The 16,576-nt window shown below is 33.9% G+C and carries 16 protein-coding genes; 2 read left to right on the top strand and 14 right to left on the bottom strand.

Annotated elements, in window-relative coordinates:
* Entirely contained in the window at nt 1–3,090 is a 3,090-nt protein-coding gene (locus tag ACJJVT_RS10065; protein WP_405398358.1) for a hypothetical protein, read from the bottom strand.
* 287 nt (nt 3,091–3,377) lie between these two features.
* On the opposite strand from ACJJVT_RS10065, the gene ACJJVT_RS10060 reads away from it, so the two are divergent.
* Together ACJJVT_RS10060 and ACJJVT_RS10055 are read left to right on the top strand one after the other, a co-directional pair.
* Complete coding sequence (locus tag ACJJVT_RS10060; protein ID WP_405398356.1) at nt 3,378–4,544, top strand: glycosyltransferase; 1,167 nt, start codon at nt 3,378–3,380, stop codon at nt 4,542–4,544.
* Between the two features lie 134 nt (nt 4,545–4,678).
* Nucleotides 4,679–6,907 (top strand): FUSC family protein, encoded by a 2,229-nt coding sequence (locus ACJJVT_RS10055; protein ID WP_405398354.1) that lies wholly within the window; start codon nt 4,679–4,681, stop codon nt 6,905–6,907.
* A 17-nt stretch (nt 6,908–6,924) separates the two neighbouring features.
* Here the strand turns inward: ACJJVT_RS10055 and ACJJVT_RS10050 are convergent, their stop codons facing one another.
* The 13 genes from ACJJVT_RS10050 to ACJJVT_RS09990 all read right to left on the bottom strand — a co-directional run bounded on the left by ACJJVT_RS10050 (nt 6,925) and on the right by ACJJVT_RS09990 (nt 16,563).
* On the bottom strand, nt 6,925–7,782 hold the full coding sequence (locus ACJJVT_RS10050; protein ID WP_405398352.1) for a hypothetical protein: 858 nt from the start codon (nt 7,780–7,782) through the stop codon (nt 6,925–6,927).
* A gap of 91 nt (nt 7,783–7,873) precedes the next feature.
* The gene (locus tag ACJJVT_RS10045; RefSeq protein ID WP_405398351.1) at nt 7,874–8,503 is read right to left on the bottom strand and encodes a hypothetical protein; all 630 of its coding nucleotides are present in this window, start codon (nt 8,501–8,503) and stop codon (nt 7,874–7,876) included.
* 9 nt (nt 8,504–8,512) lie between these two features.
* Nucleotides 8,513–8,956 (bottom strand): DUF1569 domain-containing protein, encoded by a 444-nt coding sequence (locus ACJJVT_RS10040; RefSeq protein WP_405398350.1) that lies wholly within the window; start codon nt 8,954–8,956, stop codon nt 8,513–8,515.
* Between the two features lie 101 nt (nt 8,957–9,057).
* Nucleotides 9,058–9,636 (bottom strand): Crp/Fnr family transcriptional regulator, encoded by a 579-nt coding sequence (locus ACJJVT_RS10035; protein ID WP_405398349.1) that lies wholly within the window; start codon nt 9,634–9,636, stop codon nt 9,058–9,060.
* Between the two features lie 110 nt (nt 9,637–9,746).
* The gene (locus ACJJVT_RS10030) at nt 9,747–10,670 is read right to left on the bottom strand and encodes an NAD-dependent epimerase/dehydratase family protein (protein ID WP_405398348.1); all 924 of its coding nucleotides are present in this window, start codon (nt 10,668–10,670) and stop codon (nt 9,747–9,749) included.
* Between the two features lie 8 nt (nt 10,671–10,678).
* Nucleotides 10,679–11,098 (bottom strand): DUF2147 domain-containing protein, encoded by a 420-nt coding sequence (locus ACJJVT_RS10025; RefSeq protein WP_405398347.1) that lies wholly within the window; start codon nt 11,096–11,098, stop codon nt 10,679–10,681.
* Between the two features lie 277 nt (nt 11,099–11,375).
* Entirely contained in the window at nt 11,376–11,909 is a 534-nt protein-coding gene (locus ACJJVT_RS10020; RefSeq protein ID WP_405398345.1) for a DUF4442 domain-containing protein, read from the bottom strand.
* A gap of 43 nt (nt 11,910–11,952) precedes the next feature.
* The gene (locus tag ACJJVT_RS10015; protein ID WP_405398343.1) at nt 11,953–12,927 is read right to left on the bottom strand and encodes a bile acid:sodium symporter family protein; all 975 of its coding nucleotides are present in this window, start codon (nt 12,925–12,927) and stop codon (nt 11,953–11,955) included.
* A 155-nt stretch (nt 12,928–13,082) separates the two neighbouring features.
* On the bottom strand, nt 13,083–13,955 hold the full coding sequence (locus ACJJVT_RS10010; protein WP_405398341.1) for a hypothetical protein: 873 nt from the start codon (nt 13,953–13,955) through the stop codon (nt 13,083–13,085).
* On the bottom strand, nt 13,956–14,675 hold the full coding sequence (locus ACJJVT_RS10005) for a hypothetical protein (protein WP_405398340.1): 720 nt from the start codon (nt 14,673–14,675) through the stop codon (nt 13,956–13,958).
* 123 nt (nt 14,676–14,798) lie between these two features.
* Nucleotides 14,799–15,185 (bottom strand): SMI1/KNR4 family protein, encoded by a 387-nt coding sequence (locus ACJJVT_RS10000; RefSeq protein WP_405398339.1) that lies wholly within the window; start codon nt 15,183–15,185, stop codon nt 14,799–14,801.
* Nucleotides 15,186–15,202: 17 nt separating this feature from the next.
* Nucleotides 15,203–15,931 carry a hypothetical protein gene (locus ACJJVT_RS09995; RefSeq protein ID WP_405398337.1) on the bottom strand — a complete coding sequence of 243 codons (729 nt, stop codon included), beginning with the start codon at nt 15,929–15,931 and terminating at the stop codon, nt 15,203–15,205.
* A gap of 167 nt (nt 15,932–16,098) precedes the next feature.
* On the bottom strand, nt 16,099–16,563 hold the full coding sequence (locus ACJJVT_RS09990; protein ID WP_405398336.1) for an SMI1/KNR4 family protein: 465 nt from the start codon (nt 16,561–16,563) through the stop codon (nt 16,099–16,101).
* Between the last annotated feature and the right edge of the window lie 13 nt (nt 16,564–16,576).

Raw genomic sequence — 16,576 nt, 5'->3', positions numbered from 1 at the left:
CTATTTAGGATTACCGATATAACTGTTAATCTCAAACTTTATGTACTCATATCCTTTTCCTTTAAAAGGCTGTGCCTGCTGCATACCATGTTCCAATTTTCTATTGGGGAATAATTTATCGGCTATGGCTTTATTAGGCGAACCGTTTACAAAGCAATTTTCTAAACTACTGCTTACAACGGCTAAACTATCAAGATCTAAAGGTTTATAATTAAAGAACTGCTTACGCTGTATTCGTACCCCTTCGGTTACAAACTTATGATCTACCCAAAGCAACTTGCCCTCTGCATCATAATACGAGATTATAAGTTGCGGTATAGTTACTTCTTGCACGCCCGAATTAAATAATACACCATTAAAACCTTGCTCTGTGTATACCAAATCTTGTAAAGCGACATGCTTGTACAAATCGGTATTGGCTGTGTTACCTGCAGATTGCAAGTTAAATTTTGTAGGTTGTTCTTCGAAACTAACAGGAGTAAACTCGTCTGGATTGAAAGTAGGTGGTAGGGTGTCTTTGGTAGATGACCACGCAATACCTTCAAAGTTAATTTTGAACGTTGTCGTTTCTTTCGGCATCAACTTATGCTTAATTTGATGCTTGGCGTTATAATTCGCCAATTCCTTATTATCGTCATTATACAAGGTTGCTTTAATAACAATATCTGCGGGCGTATTGTCGACATTCTGTAGCTCACCTATAATGCTATATTGCCCTTTGTATTTTATCAACTTAGCAGATAAAATTTCAAGAACAGGTTGTTTTAAAACATCTTCATGATAGGTTTCTTGAGTCGTAATTTTTCGTCTACCGTGGTTGTAATAGGTTGTGCCGTTTGCAGTAAAAAGTTGATCTGGCGGAATGTCATTATCAACTTTTGATGATTTTACGTACCACTTATTTTTTCGTTTTATCAGTTCGTGGTGGTCATTATTGAAAACATTTTCTAATGGGGTGATCCACCTTGTTGAGACCTTCGCTTTTGCGCTATTTTCGGTTTCATCGTAAATTTCAATACCTAAAGAATCTAGTTTTGCATATGAACTTAAGATTCCGTCGGTTACTGATACCTCTAACATATACTGGGCAATGTCTATATTTTGCTCTGGATCTATATACGAATGCGCTCTCGAGAATTCTTTAAAATCTAAGGCGTCATAATAAGACTCTACTACATTGTTGGGTGATAATTGCGTGACATTTTTTACGTAAAATATATACATGCCATAGCCCATACAAATTAGCACGAGCAAAGCCCACCAATGTGAGAAGGTTAAAAGTTTTGATGGGAATTTATTATACGGCAGTTCTAGTTTCATAAAAGAATGCACCGGTACTTTTTTGGACTTTAAAAGCCGTACCCAAATCATCTGAATATTTACGAAAATGGCTATCAGTACTGTCGATAGCGGAATGATACCCCACATAATTTTCATTATGGTAGGTACATCTTGCTTGGGCATTATTTGCGGTATGGGTGCCACATTCAGCTTTTCCCAAACCATAATTCCGTTTTCTAATTGCTGTAGCCGTTGCCAACCACAATAGTAGAGAATGGGGTCGTAGAATTTATCGTTCGAGAAAATGTACTTTAAATTATATTTTTCGGGTACGGTCAAGAACTGCTGTAATGATCCAATACCCTCAACACCTCTAAATTTGGAGTTCTCTATGCGCTCAATAGCCCGAGTGGTCAATTCGGGTAATCGCCTTGCAGAGTGGTAGTTGCCATCAACGGTCATAGCGCCGGTTTGTGCAGAAAGCCAAGCCATTTGATCCCCAAAACCTAACGGTAAATACCGCCAAGAATCATGCGAATCTGCTCCTAGAAAGTTGACAATGGGTAACATCTTTATTTTAGCTGGCTGCGAGGGTCTAAAATACCCCAAAGTCATGGTAAAAAGTACCATAAACAGCATACCGCCAGCAATCAATCCGCCTAAAACTCTATGGTAAACTCCGCCGAACCTTTGTTGAATTAAGGTTTTTAAATCGCCTTCGACCATCCGGTAGGCAAACTCTGCGAATATGGGGAGTGCCATAATGGTTGCCCATAACGTAAACCTATCCAAGGTAAGAATATTAAAAGCCATTTCACCCAGCATCATACGCGGAATAGGGGTAGTGCCACCGGTTCCTAAGATGGTTAATAGCGCAAATGATAATCCGAAGAACACATACCTTTTACTAAAATATCTGTAAAAGAAATAGGGCAGAATAAATAGAAATACGCCCCACGGAATTATGAAGAAAACGAGTCCGGATGAAGTTATTTCCAAGAAATTATCTCGTGAACCATGCGGTATGGCTACCTGGGTAATAGGGTTTCTTTTAGAGTTGTACCAATAAGGGAAAATACAGAAAACAAGCAGAAATATAGCGGTACCACCAAATTTGGCTATACGCCAAAAGTGCTGTAAAGTGGTGCCCCAGAATACTTTAAATGTAAGTGCTTTGTATGATTCTACTTTTTCTCTAGCAGCATCCATTACCGCCATACCCATTAGAGGAGCGATAAAAAAGACCATGCCAAAAAGAGGAGTAACATGGTGCGAGGTTACCGTTACGGCCAGCATAGTCGCCGATGTAATAAAATAGCGTGTTTTACCAGTTTTGATCCATAGGTATATTTCGGTCATAGAATGCAGTAAAATCGATAATGCCGATATACTAGGTAACTGTCCGAAAATATGAAGGGTTTCTACAAAGGTCGATGAGAAAACAGCCATAACAGCCCCGTAACCCGCTATTCTGCGACTACCCGTCATTAACAACGTATACCGATATGCACCGGTGATGAAAAGCACTATTGCTATTAATGCAACGGTATACATACCGAATTTTAAGCCGCCAATGTAAGAGAGAATACCAATAAGTTGATGTACTAACGGCGGATAAGACTGTACCGTAAAACCTGTATACCAGCGATATTCCCACGGATCAAACCAACTATTGGCATAATGATCGGCGAAAAATAAATGGATTAATGCATCGTAGGTAGATTCTAATGTAAAGAAAATAGCAGAACCATGAAAAGCTAGCCCTACGATCAAAGCTAATATTAAGAGGGTATTGGTTTTTTTCTCCAAAGGTTAAATTAGAATCAAATTCTATATAAAGGTATTAAATATATGAGATGATCAATACATTAAAAAGCGATTAGTTGAAATTTTAATAATAGAATACCTACAATATACTGTTCTGTGATTATTAAGTGGTACTAATGGTAGGAACCAAAATTTAATAAAACGGTCGTTATCGAATGTTATAAACCGCTCGTCTACAGTAAACAGTTAACCATCTTGTTTGAACCCAATTCTCGTTACTTGGCAAGTAAATTTGTAACCGTAAACTATATATAACCAAAACCAAACGCATGAAAATTCTAGCCATAGACGACCAAAAACTTATTCTACTTTCTGTTGAAAAACGATTATCAGAATTAGGATATGAAGTGCAAACTGCCAATTCTATTGAATCGGGTATACAGTTGTTTAATTCATTTAAACCCGATTTGGTTTTACTCGACATGAATATGCCAGAAATGTCTGGGGCTGAATTGGTTTCGTGTACCGGTACCGAAGTGGTAAAATATATTCGTGTATTTATGAAAAACGATACACCTATCTTGGTAATGTCAGGTAACACTGATGAGCAATTAATAATGGAAAATTTTGCTTTAGGGGTGAACGATTATTTGAAGAAACCGGTAAGTCTTGACGAAATGGCTGCAAGAGTAAAAAGAATAATCGGTGCACCTGAAAATAAGGGCGTAATTACAGCGAAAAAATCTGATACACGTATTCTACAAAAGAATTGTGTTGGTGTCGTTATACCTTGTTATAATGAAGAGGAGCGACTTTTAAGTGAAGAATTTAAAGAGTTTGCTCATAAAAATCTTGGGTATCATTTATGCTTTGTAAATGATGGTAGTACAGATAATACATTAGCTGTTCTTCAGAAATTAAAAAAAGATAATCCCGATAACATAAGTATTTACAATTGCAAGCAAAATGGAGGTAAAGCCGAAGCTGTAAGGCAAGGGATTCTACATCTTGTAAAAGATCAACAGTTAGATTATATAGGATTTTTAGATGCCGATCTATCGACAGATTTTAGAGATTTTGATGATTTAGTTAAAACTATCGAAAGCTCAGATTTTAAAATAGTAAGTGGTTCTCGCATTGCAAGAATGGGCGCTAACATTACAAAAGAATCTGCCCGTAAGGTTATTAGTATGACGATCAACTTAATCATTCAAACTATTTTAGGCATGCCTTTTAAAGATACCCAATGTGGGGCAAAGGTGATGGATCGTGAGATTGCCTCTAAAATGTTTAATAAGAAATTCGTTACCAAATGGTTGTTCGATGTAGAGCTGTTCATGCGAATGAAAAAGTACTTTGGTAAAACAGAAGTCAAAAGCATGATTTGCGAACAGCCTTTAAAAAGATGGATACATGCCGATGGTTCTAAACTGTCTATGAAGGACTCCGTTAAAATTGTAGGTCAACTAGCGCAAATTGCTGTTCATTACAGATAATTATACTTAAAATTTAGGTTCGCATTTTTTAAGATGTATAAAAGGTGTTGAGATTTCATTATCTCAGCACCTTTTGTTTTTATGTAGTTAATACGTCTTACCACCAAAGTGTATCTTTGTACTTGATTATATAGGTGTTGAACAAAATTCAAAATTTTATATCTGTTTCTTTCAAAGAACTGTTGCAGTATCTACGTAGTACCAATTTCTCAAAGTCGGTACTTACCGTGGTTGCAGTTATTACACCGCTGTCAATTGGTATTGCTACTGGGTATACCGAAATAGGTGTGGCGATATGTTTTGGTGCTTTTTGGTGTAACCCTAGTGATGTTAGTGGTAGTCAAAAACATAAAGTCTACGGTATTCTTTTTTCGGCTGCTTTAATAATGGTCGTTAGTTTCATCGGTGGCTATTTACACTATGCTACTTGGCTTGCCTTAATTATTTTAGGGGTGGCAAGTTTTGCTATTTCGTTAATATCATCTTATGGATTTAGGGCTTCACTTATAAGTTTTTCAGGACTTCTAGCTTTGATTTTAAGCTTTGCCCATACTCCCGATAAATTGAAGATTTATGAATATGCTTTGCTAGTAGGTCTTGGCGGACTCTGGTATTTAGCCTTGTCTTTATTGTGGTATAAAATAAACCCAAAGGGGCAGACAGAAGAAATTTTGTATGATACCATAGGGCGTACCGGTAAACTTTTGCAGAAACGTGCGCAGCTAATTGATGAACAATCAAACAGAAAAAAATTGCAGCAGCGGTTGTTTCTACTCCAAAGTGAGCTTACAGAACAACACGATACACTTCGTGAAATTCTTATTCTATCTCGTAAAAGCTCAGGTAGGTCTACCTATAATGGTAAGCGGGTACTGGTATTGGTGCAATTGATTGAAATGTTAGAAACGGCAGGTGCGAATCCGGTAAACTATACGAAGATGGATGCGCAGTTTAAACTGTATCCAGAATTTACTAAGTTGTTCCAAAACCTGACTTTTGAGATGGCCAATCAACTGAAATTGATTTCAGAAATTGGTAATAAGCCAAATCAAATGCCAAAGCACGTTGTGCTTACAGAGCATTTTGAAGAATTGCGAATTAAGATTTCTGAGCTCGGTACTGTAAAAGATGCGAAGGCTTACGAGGCTTTTATAATGTTTCAGAATTTATTAGAATATCAAGAAAAACAATTCGACAAACTTAAAAGAATGAAGTGGTTGCTTAGTGATCACGATGTAGCATCAGAAGAATTTATAGATAAAGAAATTTTAAAACGTTTCTTGATATCTCAAGATTATAGTCCGCGTATATTATTACGAAACCTAAGTTTCAGGTCTACTATATTTCGACATTCCTTACGTTTAGCGGTTACCTTAATGATCGGATTTGTGGTGGGTAATGTTTTTGCTTTCCAGAATCCGTATTGGATACTTTTGACCATTATATTAATCATGAGACCTAATTACGGTCTTACAAAAACACGATCTAAAGACCGAACGATAGGTACTATTATCGGTGGTGTTATTGCTACAGGTATAGTATTTTTAGTGCAAGATGTGTATGTATATGCAGTATTGGCATTGATTTCATTTGTTGTTGCACTGTCAATGCTACAGAAAAATTACAAATTGTCGGCAATCTATGTAACCTTAAGTATTGTATTTATCTACGGAATTTTACAGCCAGATGTAATGACCGTAATTCAATACCGAATTTTAGATACGCTTGTTGGCGCAGGATTATCATATGTAGGATTTCTGTTTTTATGGCCCAGCTGGAGCTTTCAAGAAATACAAAAAGATGTTACTAAAAGTGTTGAGGCAAATAGAATGTACCTATCTGAAATTACAGATTTTTACGTAAACAAGGGCAACGTACCTACCAGCTATAGATTGGCACGAAAAAGCGCTTTTTTAGAGACTTCAAATTTAAGTTCGGCATTTCAGCGCATGACGCAAGAACCACATTCTAAGCAGAAGAACCTGAATAAAATTTATGAATTAGTAGAGCTGAACCATAACTTTTTATCCTCGTTGGCATCATTAAGTATTTATATTCAACACCATACCACGACAGAGGCGTCAGAACGATTTAGTAGTATTGTTTCTAAGATAGATGAAAACCTTGGTTTAGTAATGCAAACGCTTTCTAATAGCATTGATAGTGGGAATGAGCCTAATTTTGAAGAGGTAATTACGTTTGAAAAACAATTGCCAAAGTTCGATTCTGAAAATGTGAATTTGAATGCAGAAGATAACAGTACGTTAAAACGAAATCATCAAGAAGAACAACTTATTTGGGAACAATTGCGTTGGTTGTATTCCTTAAGTTCTACTATGATGAAGTTGACTTCAAGTTTGTGATAAGAATTTAGTTTAGGCTATTCTTCGGAAAAATCGTTCTTCTTAAAATCAACACTTTTTGTTTCTAGGTAAGCCCATATTTCACCCATATTTTTTGAGTCGGATAGTTCATTGAAATCAGGTTGAGAAAGGCAATAGGTGAGAAAGCCGTTGACGTTAGATTCTGGTATGTTAAAATGTTCTGCTATTGTTCGCTTTGAAAATTTATAAATAATTTCTTTTTCTAGATTCATGTTTTCATCACGCTCCACCATTTCTTCTAATGATTTAGTTCTGCCAGAAACTTTGTTCATGATTTTATGGGTATTTACCTTAACACTCAACCCAAACCCAACATAACTCAAAATTTCATTTAACTTACCGTACTCATCCATTGTTTGGAGACTTACATATTTTCCTCTATCAGCTTCTTGTAGTAACCTTTCGCTTTGGGTCATTTTGGTGACATCAGCATTTTGTAGCCCTAAGGAATATGATGTTACCGTGGGTTCTATTTGTAGCCTATCTATATCTCTGTCAATCTCACCGGTTAAATTATAGGGGGTAACTGTAACTTCGCTTAAATCAATAATATTATCAATGAGTTGTATGGTTATTAAGCTACTATTCATGTGAGATTCGCTAATTACTATTTTTTTTGGTAGGTATTGCACTGCAGTAATACGTACCGAGTCCTTTAACTTCACCTCAATAGAAAATAAACCAAGGGAATCTGTTATGGTAGATTTTTTAGAATTGAGATTAACGATTAATACGTTAGAGACATCATTTTTAGAACTTGAAACCTTACCATTTAATATAGTAGAATTGTCTTGACCAAACCCCAAAAAGGAGGCTAGTACTGCTATAAGTATGAATAGTAAATGTTTTGGCAATGGTTGTGTTTGTGCTAAAAATACTACGCCTTTATTTAAAAAATGAAAAGATTAAGTTAAAACAGGAATACTAATTATTAATGTTTTAGAATTATTTAAGATGCTTAATAAGCAGGAAATGAGAGATAAAAACGATGGGCACTATACATGTCGGTAAAAAACAATATGGAAATTGAAAAAGAGCCACATTTGGTTGCTCAAATGCAAATTGCTGAATTGGTAGCGGAGAAGATAATATGGCAATTATGACAATGACTGAAAGAAACAATAGTCCAATTACATTCCAAAATAAAAAATACTGTCGTGCTAAATTCTTCTTCTTTACGAATTGATAAATTAAGATCACAAGTGCAGAGAGTCCTATTAAAATATCAAAATTCCAACCGGTAAAAGTCATTATTTCGGGAATTTGACCTTTTATAAAAAGTTGGTACAAACATAATTCTACTGGGATTCTTACAATATGTATTCCTATTAAATAGCGCGTATTTAGCTCTTTAATTGAAATTATTTTAAACCCCAAAATGGATAGTAGGGTAGTGGCAATGATAGCCAATGGGAACAATAGGGGCTTTTCTTTAAAGACTTCAAAAAATGACAAAAGCCCTATTACTACCTGCCAAGCAAAAAAAATAAGTACTGCCCTTAAGTTTTTTCCTGTTCCAATATAAAACAAGAATAAGGTCAATAGTACAATAAATAAGAATATGGCTTCTAGCATAACATTTAATTATCTGCCAAATTGTTTTAAATGGTGGTCTGTATGTTTGAAAACAAATATGCCAATTTCGTCGTTGGTCATTTTTCCGAAGAATGGATGAATAAAATTAGAACTTGAATAACCGTTATAATCATTTAGTAAACCAATCCATTTTTCTTTCTCGTTATTGAAATCTCCGGTTCCAGATATTTTAAATTCCGGATGCGTAGGCTGATTTTTCTTCATTGGAAGTTCATTTTTTATTATTCCCTTCAATGCCATTCCACCAAATAATCTGCCAATAAAAAGTCTTTTATACTCCTTTTTACCTTGAAACATTTCTTCGCCCAATGTGCAATGTTTTAGCACTTGGTATGGGTCCATTTTTCCCCATTTTGCATTGTCAGATTCTTTCAGAGTTTTAATTCGTTCAATTAATTCGCTATTAGAGTTCTTATTAAATATTGTTTTCATAAAGTGGTTTTATATTATTTGCCTTTTGAACAGCGGTGGTTATAAAAACAAATATATGTGGCACTTTTCACTAAAAAATTGCCTTATGGCAAAAACGGACTTTACGATACTATTTCTTTTCGAATACGACTTAACGAATACTTGGTAATGCCCAAATATGTAGCAATATGTTGTAACGAAACGTTTTTTATTATATGTGGTTTCTCTTGAACCAATCGTAAATAGCGTTCTTTTGCTTCATCTGCAATGAACGATACTCGCTGATTTTTAAGTGCAAAATAAGAACCGACCAATTTCTTACGACCCTGCTCTCTAAAGGGTTCAATACTATGAAACAGTTGTTGAAAAGTCTCAAAGTCTAATTGCCAGCAAACAATGTCGGTCAAGGCTTGAATATTCTCTCTCGTAGGGTTGCGAAGAAAAAATGATGACCAATCTATTGCGATTTCGCCTTGCCCATAAAAGTCAGTAGTAATATCGTTGCCTTTGGTGTCATTAACAAACGAACGGGCAAAACCGCTTTCTATAAACCAATAGTGGTTTTCAGTTTTACCTTCTTTTAAGAGAAAGTCGTTTCTACGAAAGCTTACTTTTTTGAATTTTGGAATAATGATTTTCAATTCGCTTTCTGAAAAAGTAGTAGGAGAGAATATATTTTTTAGGAAGTGCTTGGTTTGCATTATAAATGGTGGTTTTTAAAATAAATTAATGCTGACTAATTTATTTCTAAACTACTTATAATTTGCTTTTGATCAATTACTTACTTTATAATATTTTTTAGTTTGGTAGGTTATTGCTCGTTCTTTATTTGCTCAATACCTTCTTGATAAGTAGTTACCGAAAAATCTGGAAACCTGTTTTTAAACTTGGTAGAAACGAATATGTTATCGCTATTATACCTTGGTAACAGTTCTTGTAATTCTTTCATTTGCGTTTTGAAAATACCACCTATTGTAAAAGCGATTTTGGGCACTACAGCATAGGTAAATGATTTGCCATAGACATCAGAAATTAAAGCGATAAACTGTTTGTAGGTAAGTCGAGAATCATCGCAAGGTAAGTGCCATGTTTGATTATAGGTATCGGGTGTGTTACCAATTAAAGCCATAGCCTTGCTGGCATCTGGTGTCCATATTAATGTTCTTAAAGTCGCATCGCTAATAAATACCTTTAGTTTTTTGCCTTGCTTTATATGATCAAAAATGATGGCGTTGGTGATGCTCTGTGTTTTATCAGGACCATAAAATTCTGGGGCTCTGCAAATAACTGCTTCTAAATTATTTGCAGCCATTTCATCTAAAAGCATGGTAGTAATTTCTTCTCTTACTTTTCCTTTTTCTCCAACAGTTGCAAATCCGCTTTCTTCAGTTAACGCAGTATCGTTTTGCGCATACATATAGGTATTATCAAAGAACACCAATTTTGTATGGTACTTTTTGCAAGCATCTATTACATTGCGCATCATCGTAGGAAACTGATCAACCCACATTTTAGTGTTCATCGGTAGACCAACAGTTAGGTAAGCGATTTCACTCCCTTTTACTGCTTCTTCGGTTTTTTGCTTATCTAATAAATTAGCGGAAAAAAGCGTGTCGGTATCGTTTACTTTTTTCGGATTTCGACTAACGAGTCTTATATCAGAAGTGTACTTCTTTTTTAATTCTTTCGCTAATTCTATAGCAATTTGACCATTAGCCCCAAGTATCGTTTGCATCAAATTATTTATTGCTTTCTGATCCAGTATTGGGTTCTTCCTAATAATGAAAAGCCTAAATAACCTCTTACTTTCAATTTGTTAGGTTCTTCTAGTTCTAAATAACACTTGTATTCTTTACCGTTTTCTGGATCTAGAATAGTGCCATCATTATATTCATCACCATCTTTCTTAATGTCTTCAATGATTACTAAACCTCTTATCTTTTGTCCTTTTTTTGCTCCTTTACAATTATCGCAAACTTTGTCTGCATCACTTTTATAGCTATTCACTATTTTGGCGAAATAGGTATCGTTTGTTTTATAGATCTCAATGAGTGCTTTTTTCTCGTTTGTTTCTTCATCGAAGGTTTCCCATTGACCGGTAATTGTTTGTCCGTAGCTGATAAAGCTTACTGTCATTGCTAATAGGAAGAATAAATTTTTCATGTTTGTATACTATTTTATATTGTTAATTTTATTGTCACCCACTTTTGGTCTCTAAATATTGGAGTTATAATGGGGAAAAAATAAAGATACTATTTCTTCGAATACTCACAGTCAATGCAATTTTATTGGATTAAAATTTCAACTAAAATTTCAGGAATTTATAAGATTTATGCAACTCGATTTCAGTCGATTATAATAGGTAAAGATTAAGTAAAATATTTTGTAAAAAAAAACATTTTACTGTCCAAACCAACAACCAACAACCAACAACCAACAACTAAGCACTAACCACTTGTTTTTTCTTACGCTTCTCTTTAAAATACGCTTTGTTAGCTATGTAAATTGTTTTTTTAACCTCACAAAATACTTGGGTTTTTTCTTTATTAGTGAGCTGCGTGGTTTTAATAACATCAACTTCTTTCTTTTCGGCTACTTGTGCTCTAATTTCTGCAAGCTCTTCCTTAGAAAAATTAAAGTCAGCATATAGATTTTCTTTTGCCGGTTTTTTAAAGAATATTTCAGCAGATTTATCCCAAACGACATAGTCGTTTCCCATAATGCTTAATAGCTGAATCATTGGTATGGGATCCACCGCAGAGAACATACTACCACCAAAAATGGAGTTCACGTAATTTTTGTTCTTGTAACTTAATGGTAAAATTATTTTTACATGCAATAGATCTTCAGACACCTCAATTAATTTCGCGGTACTTCTTTTGTACATTGGCGACAGATTAAAGCCATATCTAAATATGGTATTTTTCTTAAACACTTTTGATGCTAATGCTTCAACTTTCTGATAAACTGACATATTCTTTTAATAATTAAAAAGGGAAGTAAAATTAATTGAACTTCTAAAGTTCTTCTAGTTTTCTAACCGATAATTTTGTCGCTACAACACTAATTATTAGTATTTGTATGGCATGAAACAACATGAGCGGTAATAATATGATACCAATAGATGCCATGTTGCCAAATAGTATTTTAGAGAAAACGGTACCATGAACTAACGATTTTTTTGTACCGCAAAATTGAGCGGTAATTTGGTCTTCTGTATTGAGCTGTAGTTTTCTTGAAACTAATTTGGTGAGATAAAAGACAATAGAAAACAAGCATATGACACCTATTAATATGAATAGTAAATCTACTATAGAGACAGCACTAAAAATATTCTTTTTAAAAGACTCACTAAAGCTTTTATAGATAATCAATAAAATTATCGATTTATCGAACAGTGTTATTTTGCTTTTATGTTTCTGTACAAAAGAACCAAAAAAGCGATGTAAAAGAAGGCCTATTATTACAGGTATTATTATTTGTACAATTAGTTTAATATAAATTTCTGTAAAATCGAAGTCGGTTTGTAAGTCACTAACAAATAGTCCCATCCATAATGGGGTAAGGGCAATGCCTATAATGCCAGAAATACTGGCGTTGAAAATTGCTGCTGGTATATTACCTTTTGCTAATGAAACCATAAGGACTGAAGATGAAACAGTAGATGGTAATGCAGCCAAAAAAAAGAAGCCTAACCAAATGTTTTCTTGCTCTTCATTTTGAATGAGTGGATGTAACAGTAAAACCAATAAAGGAAAAAGTAAAAAAGTAGTTCCTTGCACCAACAGATGTAATTTCCAATTTTTGAGCCCTTGTTTTAATTTCTCTGGACTTAACTTGAGTCCGTAAAAAAAGAAAATAAGTGAAATTCCTATACTACTAATTGCATTTATTGGGAATTTATTTTCCTGTGTTCCCCATTGTGGAAATAGGTATGCTAAAGCTATTGCTATAATTATAAAAAAGACAAACTTATCAATCTTTAATTTCATGAATATTCTTTAGGGCAAATAACTGAATTTTATTTAGGTTAATGAGAGATTTCCCTAAATTGAATGTACTTATACAAAATTAGTTTTATCCTTCTGTTGAAGGTATAAATTCTTGCCTTTTTATAGGTTTAATTCGAAGTGATTAAAGAAGGGTATTATCGTTTTATTGTATGTAGTTTCTTGATATTATAGGTGAATTGTAAGACTCTTAAATTCCACAAAGTTAAAGTCTGTATTGCAGTTATTTGTTCATGTTCTGAACTTACAACCAGTTGATCTTTAAATGATTTTATAAACTTAGTCCATAAATTCCCTTTAGCGTCGTGTAGTAGGAAGTAAAATCCGCTATCTCCAATCTTTTTGCCCGATGAGTTTAAAATTAGTTCACCATTTTCACCTACTATGGGGTTTAATATGACGGTTGCACTACCGTTGGGCAAAGGAAAAATTGCTTTTATACAACCAGTGCCATTCGGTAGGGTACACGGTTCATATACACCAGAATACACAACTTGACCAGATTTCTTGAAAGTTCTGAGCCATATCGTTCGTTTAACTGCTTTCGTTTTTTTATCTATTAAATGAATAATTTTACTCTGTAGAACTTCGGATTGTTTGCCGGTACCTATGGGGATATTTAGCTGCTGAATACGATTACTAAATAAGATTTTTAATAATCTTCCAAATACTTTGAAAATCGGATTCCATTTTACACCCAAGTCAAAATCGTAATTGCTTGTGTTTTCGTAAAAGTCAATAACGTCTTTAGATAATTTGTTACGTTGATTTTCTGGTAAGTTTAATTGATATATAGACTGCAATAGACCTTTGTCTACCTGTTTGTCATCTAGTACTAAGTTTTCTTTTTTTGCTAGTTGCTGAATGAATTTTAAGCCAATGCCGTTCGTTTCTCCGAAAGGACCAAGTAACCATTTGTTTTCGTCAGCATTAATTTTTTTACCAAATAGAATTACCCATTGTTGCGTTATCCAGTCTTGAACGTTTTGTTTTAAAGGTGCAAATTCCATTTAACTGGGTTTATTTAATTGCTCAGTTGGAATAAAATTTTGTTTTCCTTTCCACATGCCAAATTCAGAAATAGGCTTAAAACGTAAGGTGGTAAACTCGAAATGGAAGTCTTTTCTATCCCTTTCTTTCATGGCATTTGAATGTCTTTTAGGTTTGGGCATATTACTATGTCCATGAACCATATTGGTCATCTCTTTTTCAGTTTTCCAGATTGAAAATGTCGAAACTGTGTTAGGAAATTTAATTGAAGCCAATGAAAATATAGTGCCTTGATGGTCTCTCACCAGTTTCTCTACAGGTCTTCCCCATTTTAAGAACCTTGGTATTGCCAAGGGTTTCATTCTAGCAATGGTAACAGCGACTACTGCAGATGATTCATTTTCTAACTTCGCTTTTATTTGAGGTATTTTGAATCCGGTGATTTTTCCCCATTCGCGCATGAATAATAATCGAACGTGCCAGCCTTTGTTTAAAATTTGACCGAACTTTTCATTTCTAAGATAGTTCTCAAGTGCCTCTTCATTTTCCCATTGTGCAAAAATAGCAACCTGGTTTATTAGAAATCTAGAAGTTGAAATAATGGGTGAACCTAATGTCATCGCTGACATATATTCAGAGTGAATTAGACCTTTTGTTTTCTTATCTATTAGGTTAGTAAATATCCCCTTAACTGCCAAAGCAAATGGTATTTTGACAAGATGATAAGAAAATATAGTCATGGTTAATTATTGTAAAATGGTCCTAATTTTCTCTATCTATAGTTCGAGAGGGTATTTTTAATAATCGAAAAAAGGTAATTTATTTAAGGTGTTGTATTTAAATTAATGAGTAGCCTATTGTTTCTATTCATCTAGTTCTTTAATAGATTCTGCTATTTTTTCAATTTCTCCGTGATCCCATAAATAAATTTCATCAGATAAAATTCCGTTTCCATTATGTTGTAAAAATAGTAGATCTCCAGAGCCACCATCGCCAATTACAATTGCATTTTCAGGAAATCCTTTCCAACCTTTTGCATTTTTTGTTTCAAGTGCAATGTGGTTACATGTTCGGCTTATTCTCTTTTTATCAGATTTGTCAAAAAAGGGGTGGAGTTGAAAAAAGTAATCATCTGAATCTATCTCACCACCATTAGATTTTATCATTCGATTTTTATAGTCGGGTGGAAATTTTACATTCAATTCAGATTCTGTTTCCTCAATATATTTTTCTTCTACAGGAAATGGCATAATGTTTTTTTGTTTATTTAGCTCCAGTCGGCATATACTAAGACTTCATCTTTATCATCGTCAAGGAATAAATGAATTCTATCTTCTCCAAAACCTATATAATTGTATCCCGTTACAGAACCGATAAATTTTTTATCTTCTTTTACTTCGTTAGTATTCTCTAGTAATTCTAAGAAATATTCAAATTCGTCATAATCAATTTCACCTCCAATTTGTTCAAAAATTTCCCGCTCATGACCACTGTTTGCATCAGAATAAAAACCACCTTGAATAAATTTATTGGTTTCTAAATATTTATCTCTAGTTATCCAGTAGTTAAAAAGTCCTTTCGCATAATGGTAATAGTCAAAATCAATAGCATTTCTTTTTTGAAGGCTTTTATTCAAAGCACTTTCTTCAACTTCTTTACTATCTCGTGTTTTTAAATACTCGGCTTTATTTTCTTGGTATTCGTTGAGAGCTTCATTATACCAACCCTCAACCTTATCGAAGGTTTCAATACCATCTAGTTTTCCATTGAAAATATATTTATTTCCGTCACGTTTAAATTTAATGAAATTGTATTCAAAATTTCCTGGATCTAGTTCATCATCAGGATCTCCATTTCCCCAAACTGAAACAAAATGAACTAAACCTTCGCCTAGATCGTGCTCTTTTAAATCAATAGATAATAAAGGAAAAAAGATATATTTATAATGCTCTTTCGGATCTTTAAATACTTCTTCTATTATTGGAAATAATTTCATTTTTTTTATTTTGATGATAGTCGAGTGACTAGAGCTTATTAGTTATTAGACTATGTATGTTATTATATTTGGTCTAAAATGTATGATTTTGGTGCTATTTTAAAGTTGCATCAATAACCCTATTTATAGCGTCTACAAGGATGTTTAATATGGATTATTACAATTCTTTATTCATCTTCATCGTATTCTTCATATTCACTGTATACCTCTGCCCAAAATTTATTCTTTATATCAATTTTGGTTTTTAATTTCTCTTGTATTTGTTCTTCGTTAGTTTCTAGCTCTTTTAAGAAATTAAGCTGATTAGAAAATTCCGAAATGGTTTCAGAAACTTTTACGGGCACCCAGCTACCTGTACCATGCCATGCAAAATATACAGGAAAATTTTCCTCTTCTTCATTAATATCAATAAAAAAGGGGTCATTAGAATATCCAGAACAAATTACAAACCAGTTCTCATGAAAATCGCCTTCTGCTTCACCAGTAATTTTTTCGCCGCTATTACCATTTACCTTATAGCCTATTTGAAATTCTTCAAATGAATCTATTTTGGGATAGAAATGTGGCAAACAAAAGTTTTCTAATAATACGCTCTTATTTATGAAACTTACAATTGGTTCAGGAATTTTCATTTAATGATTTATT

The organism is Maribacter sp. Asnod2-G09 (assembly GCF_045063795.1).
Lineage (GTDB): Bacteria > Bacteroidota > Bacteroidia > Flavobacteriales > Flavobacteriaceae > Maribacter.
This window is presented reverse-complemented; position numbering and strand designations above follow the sequence as displayed.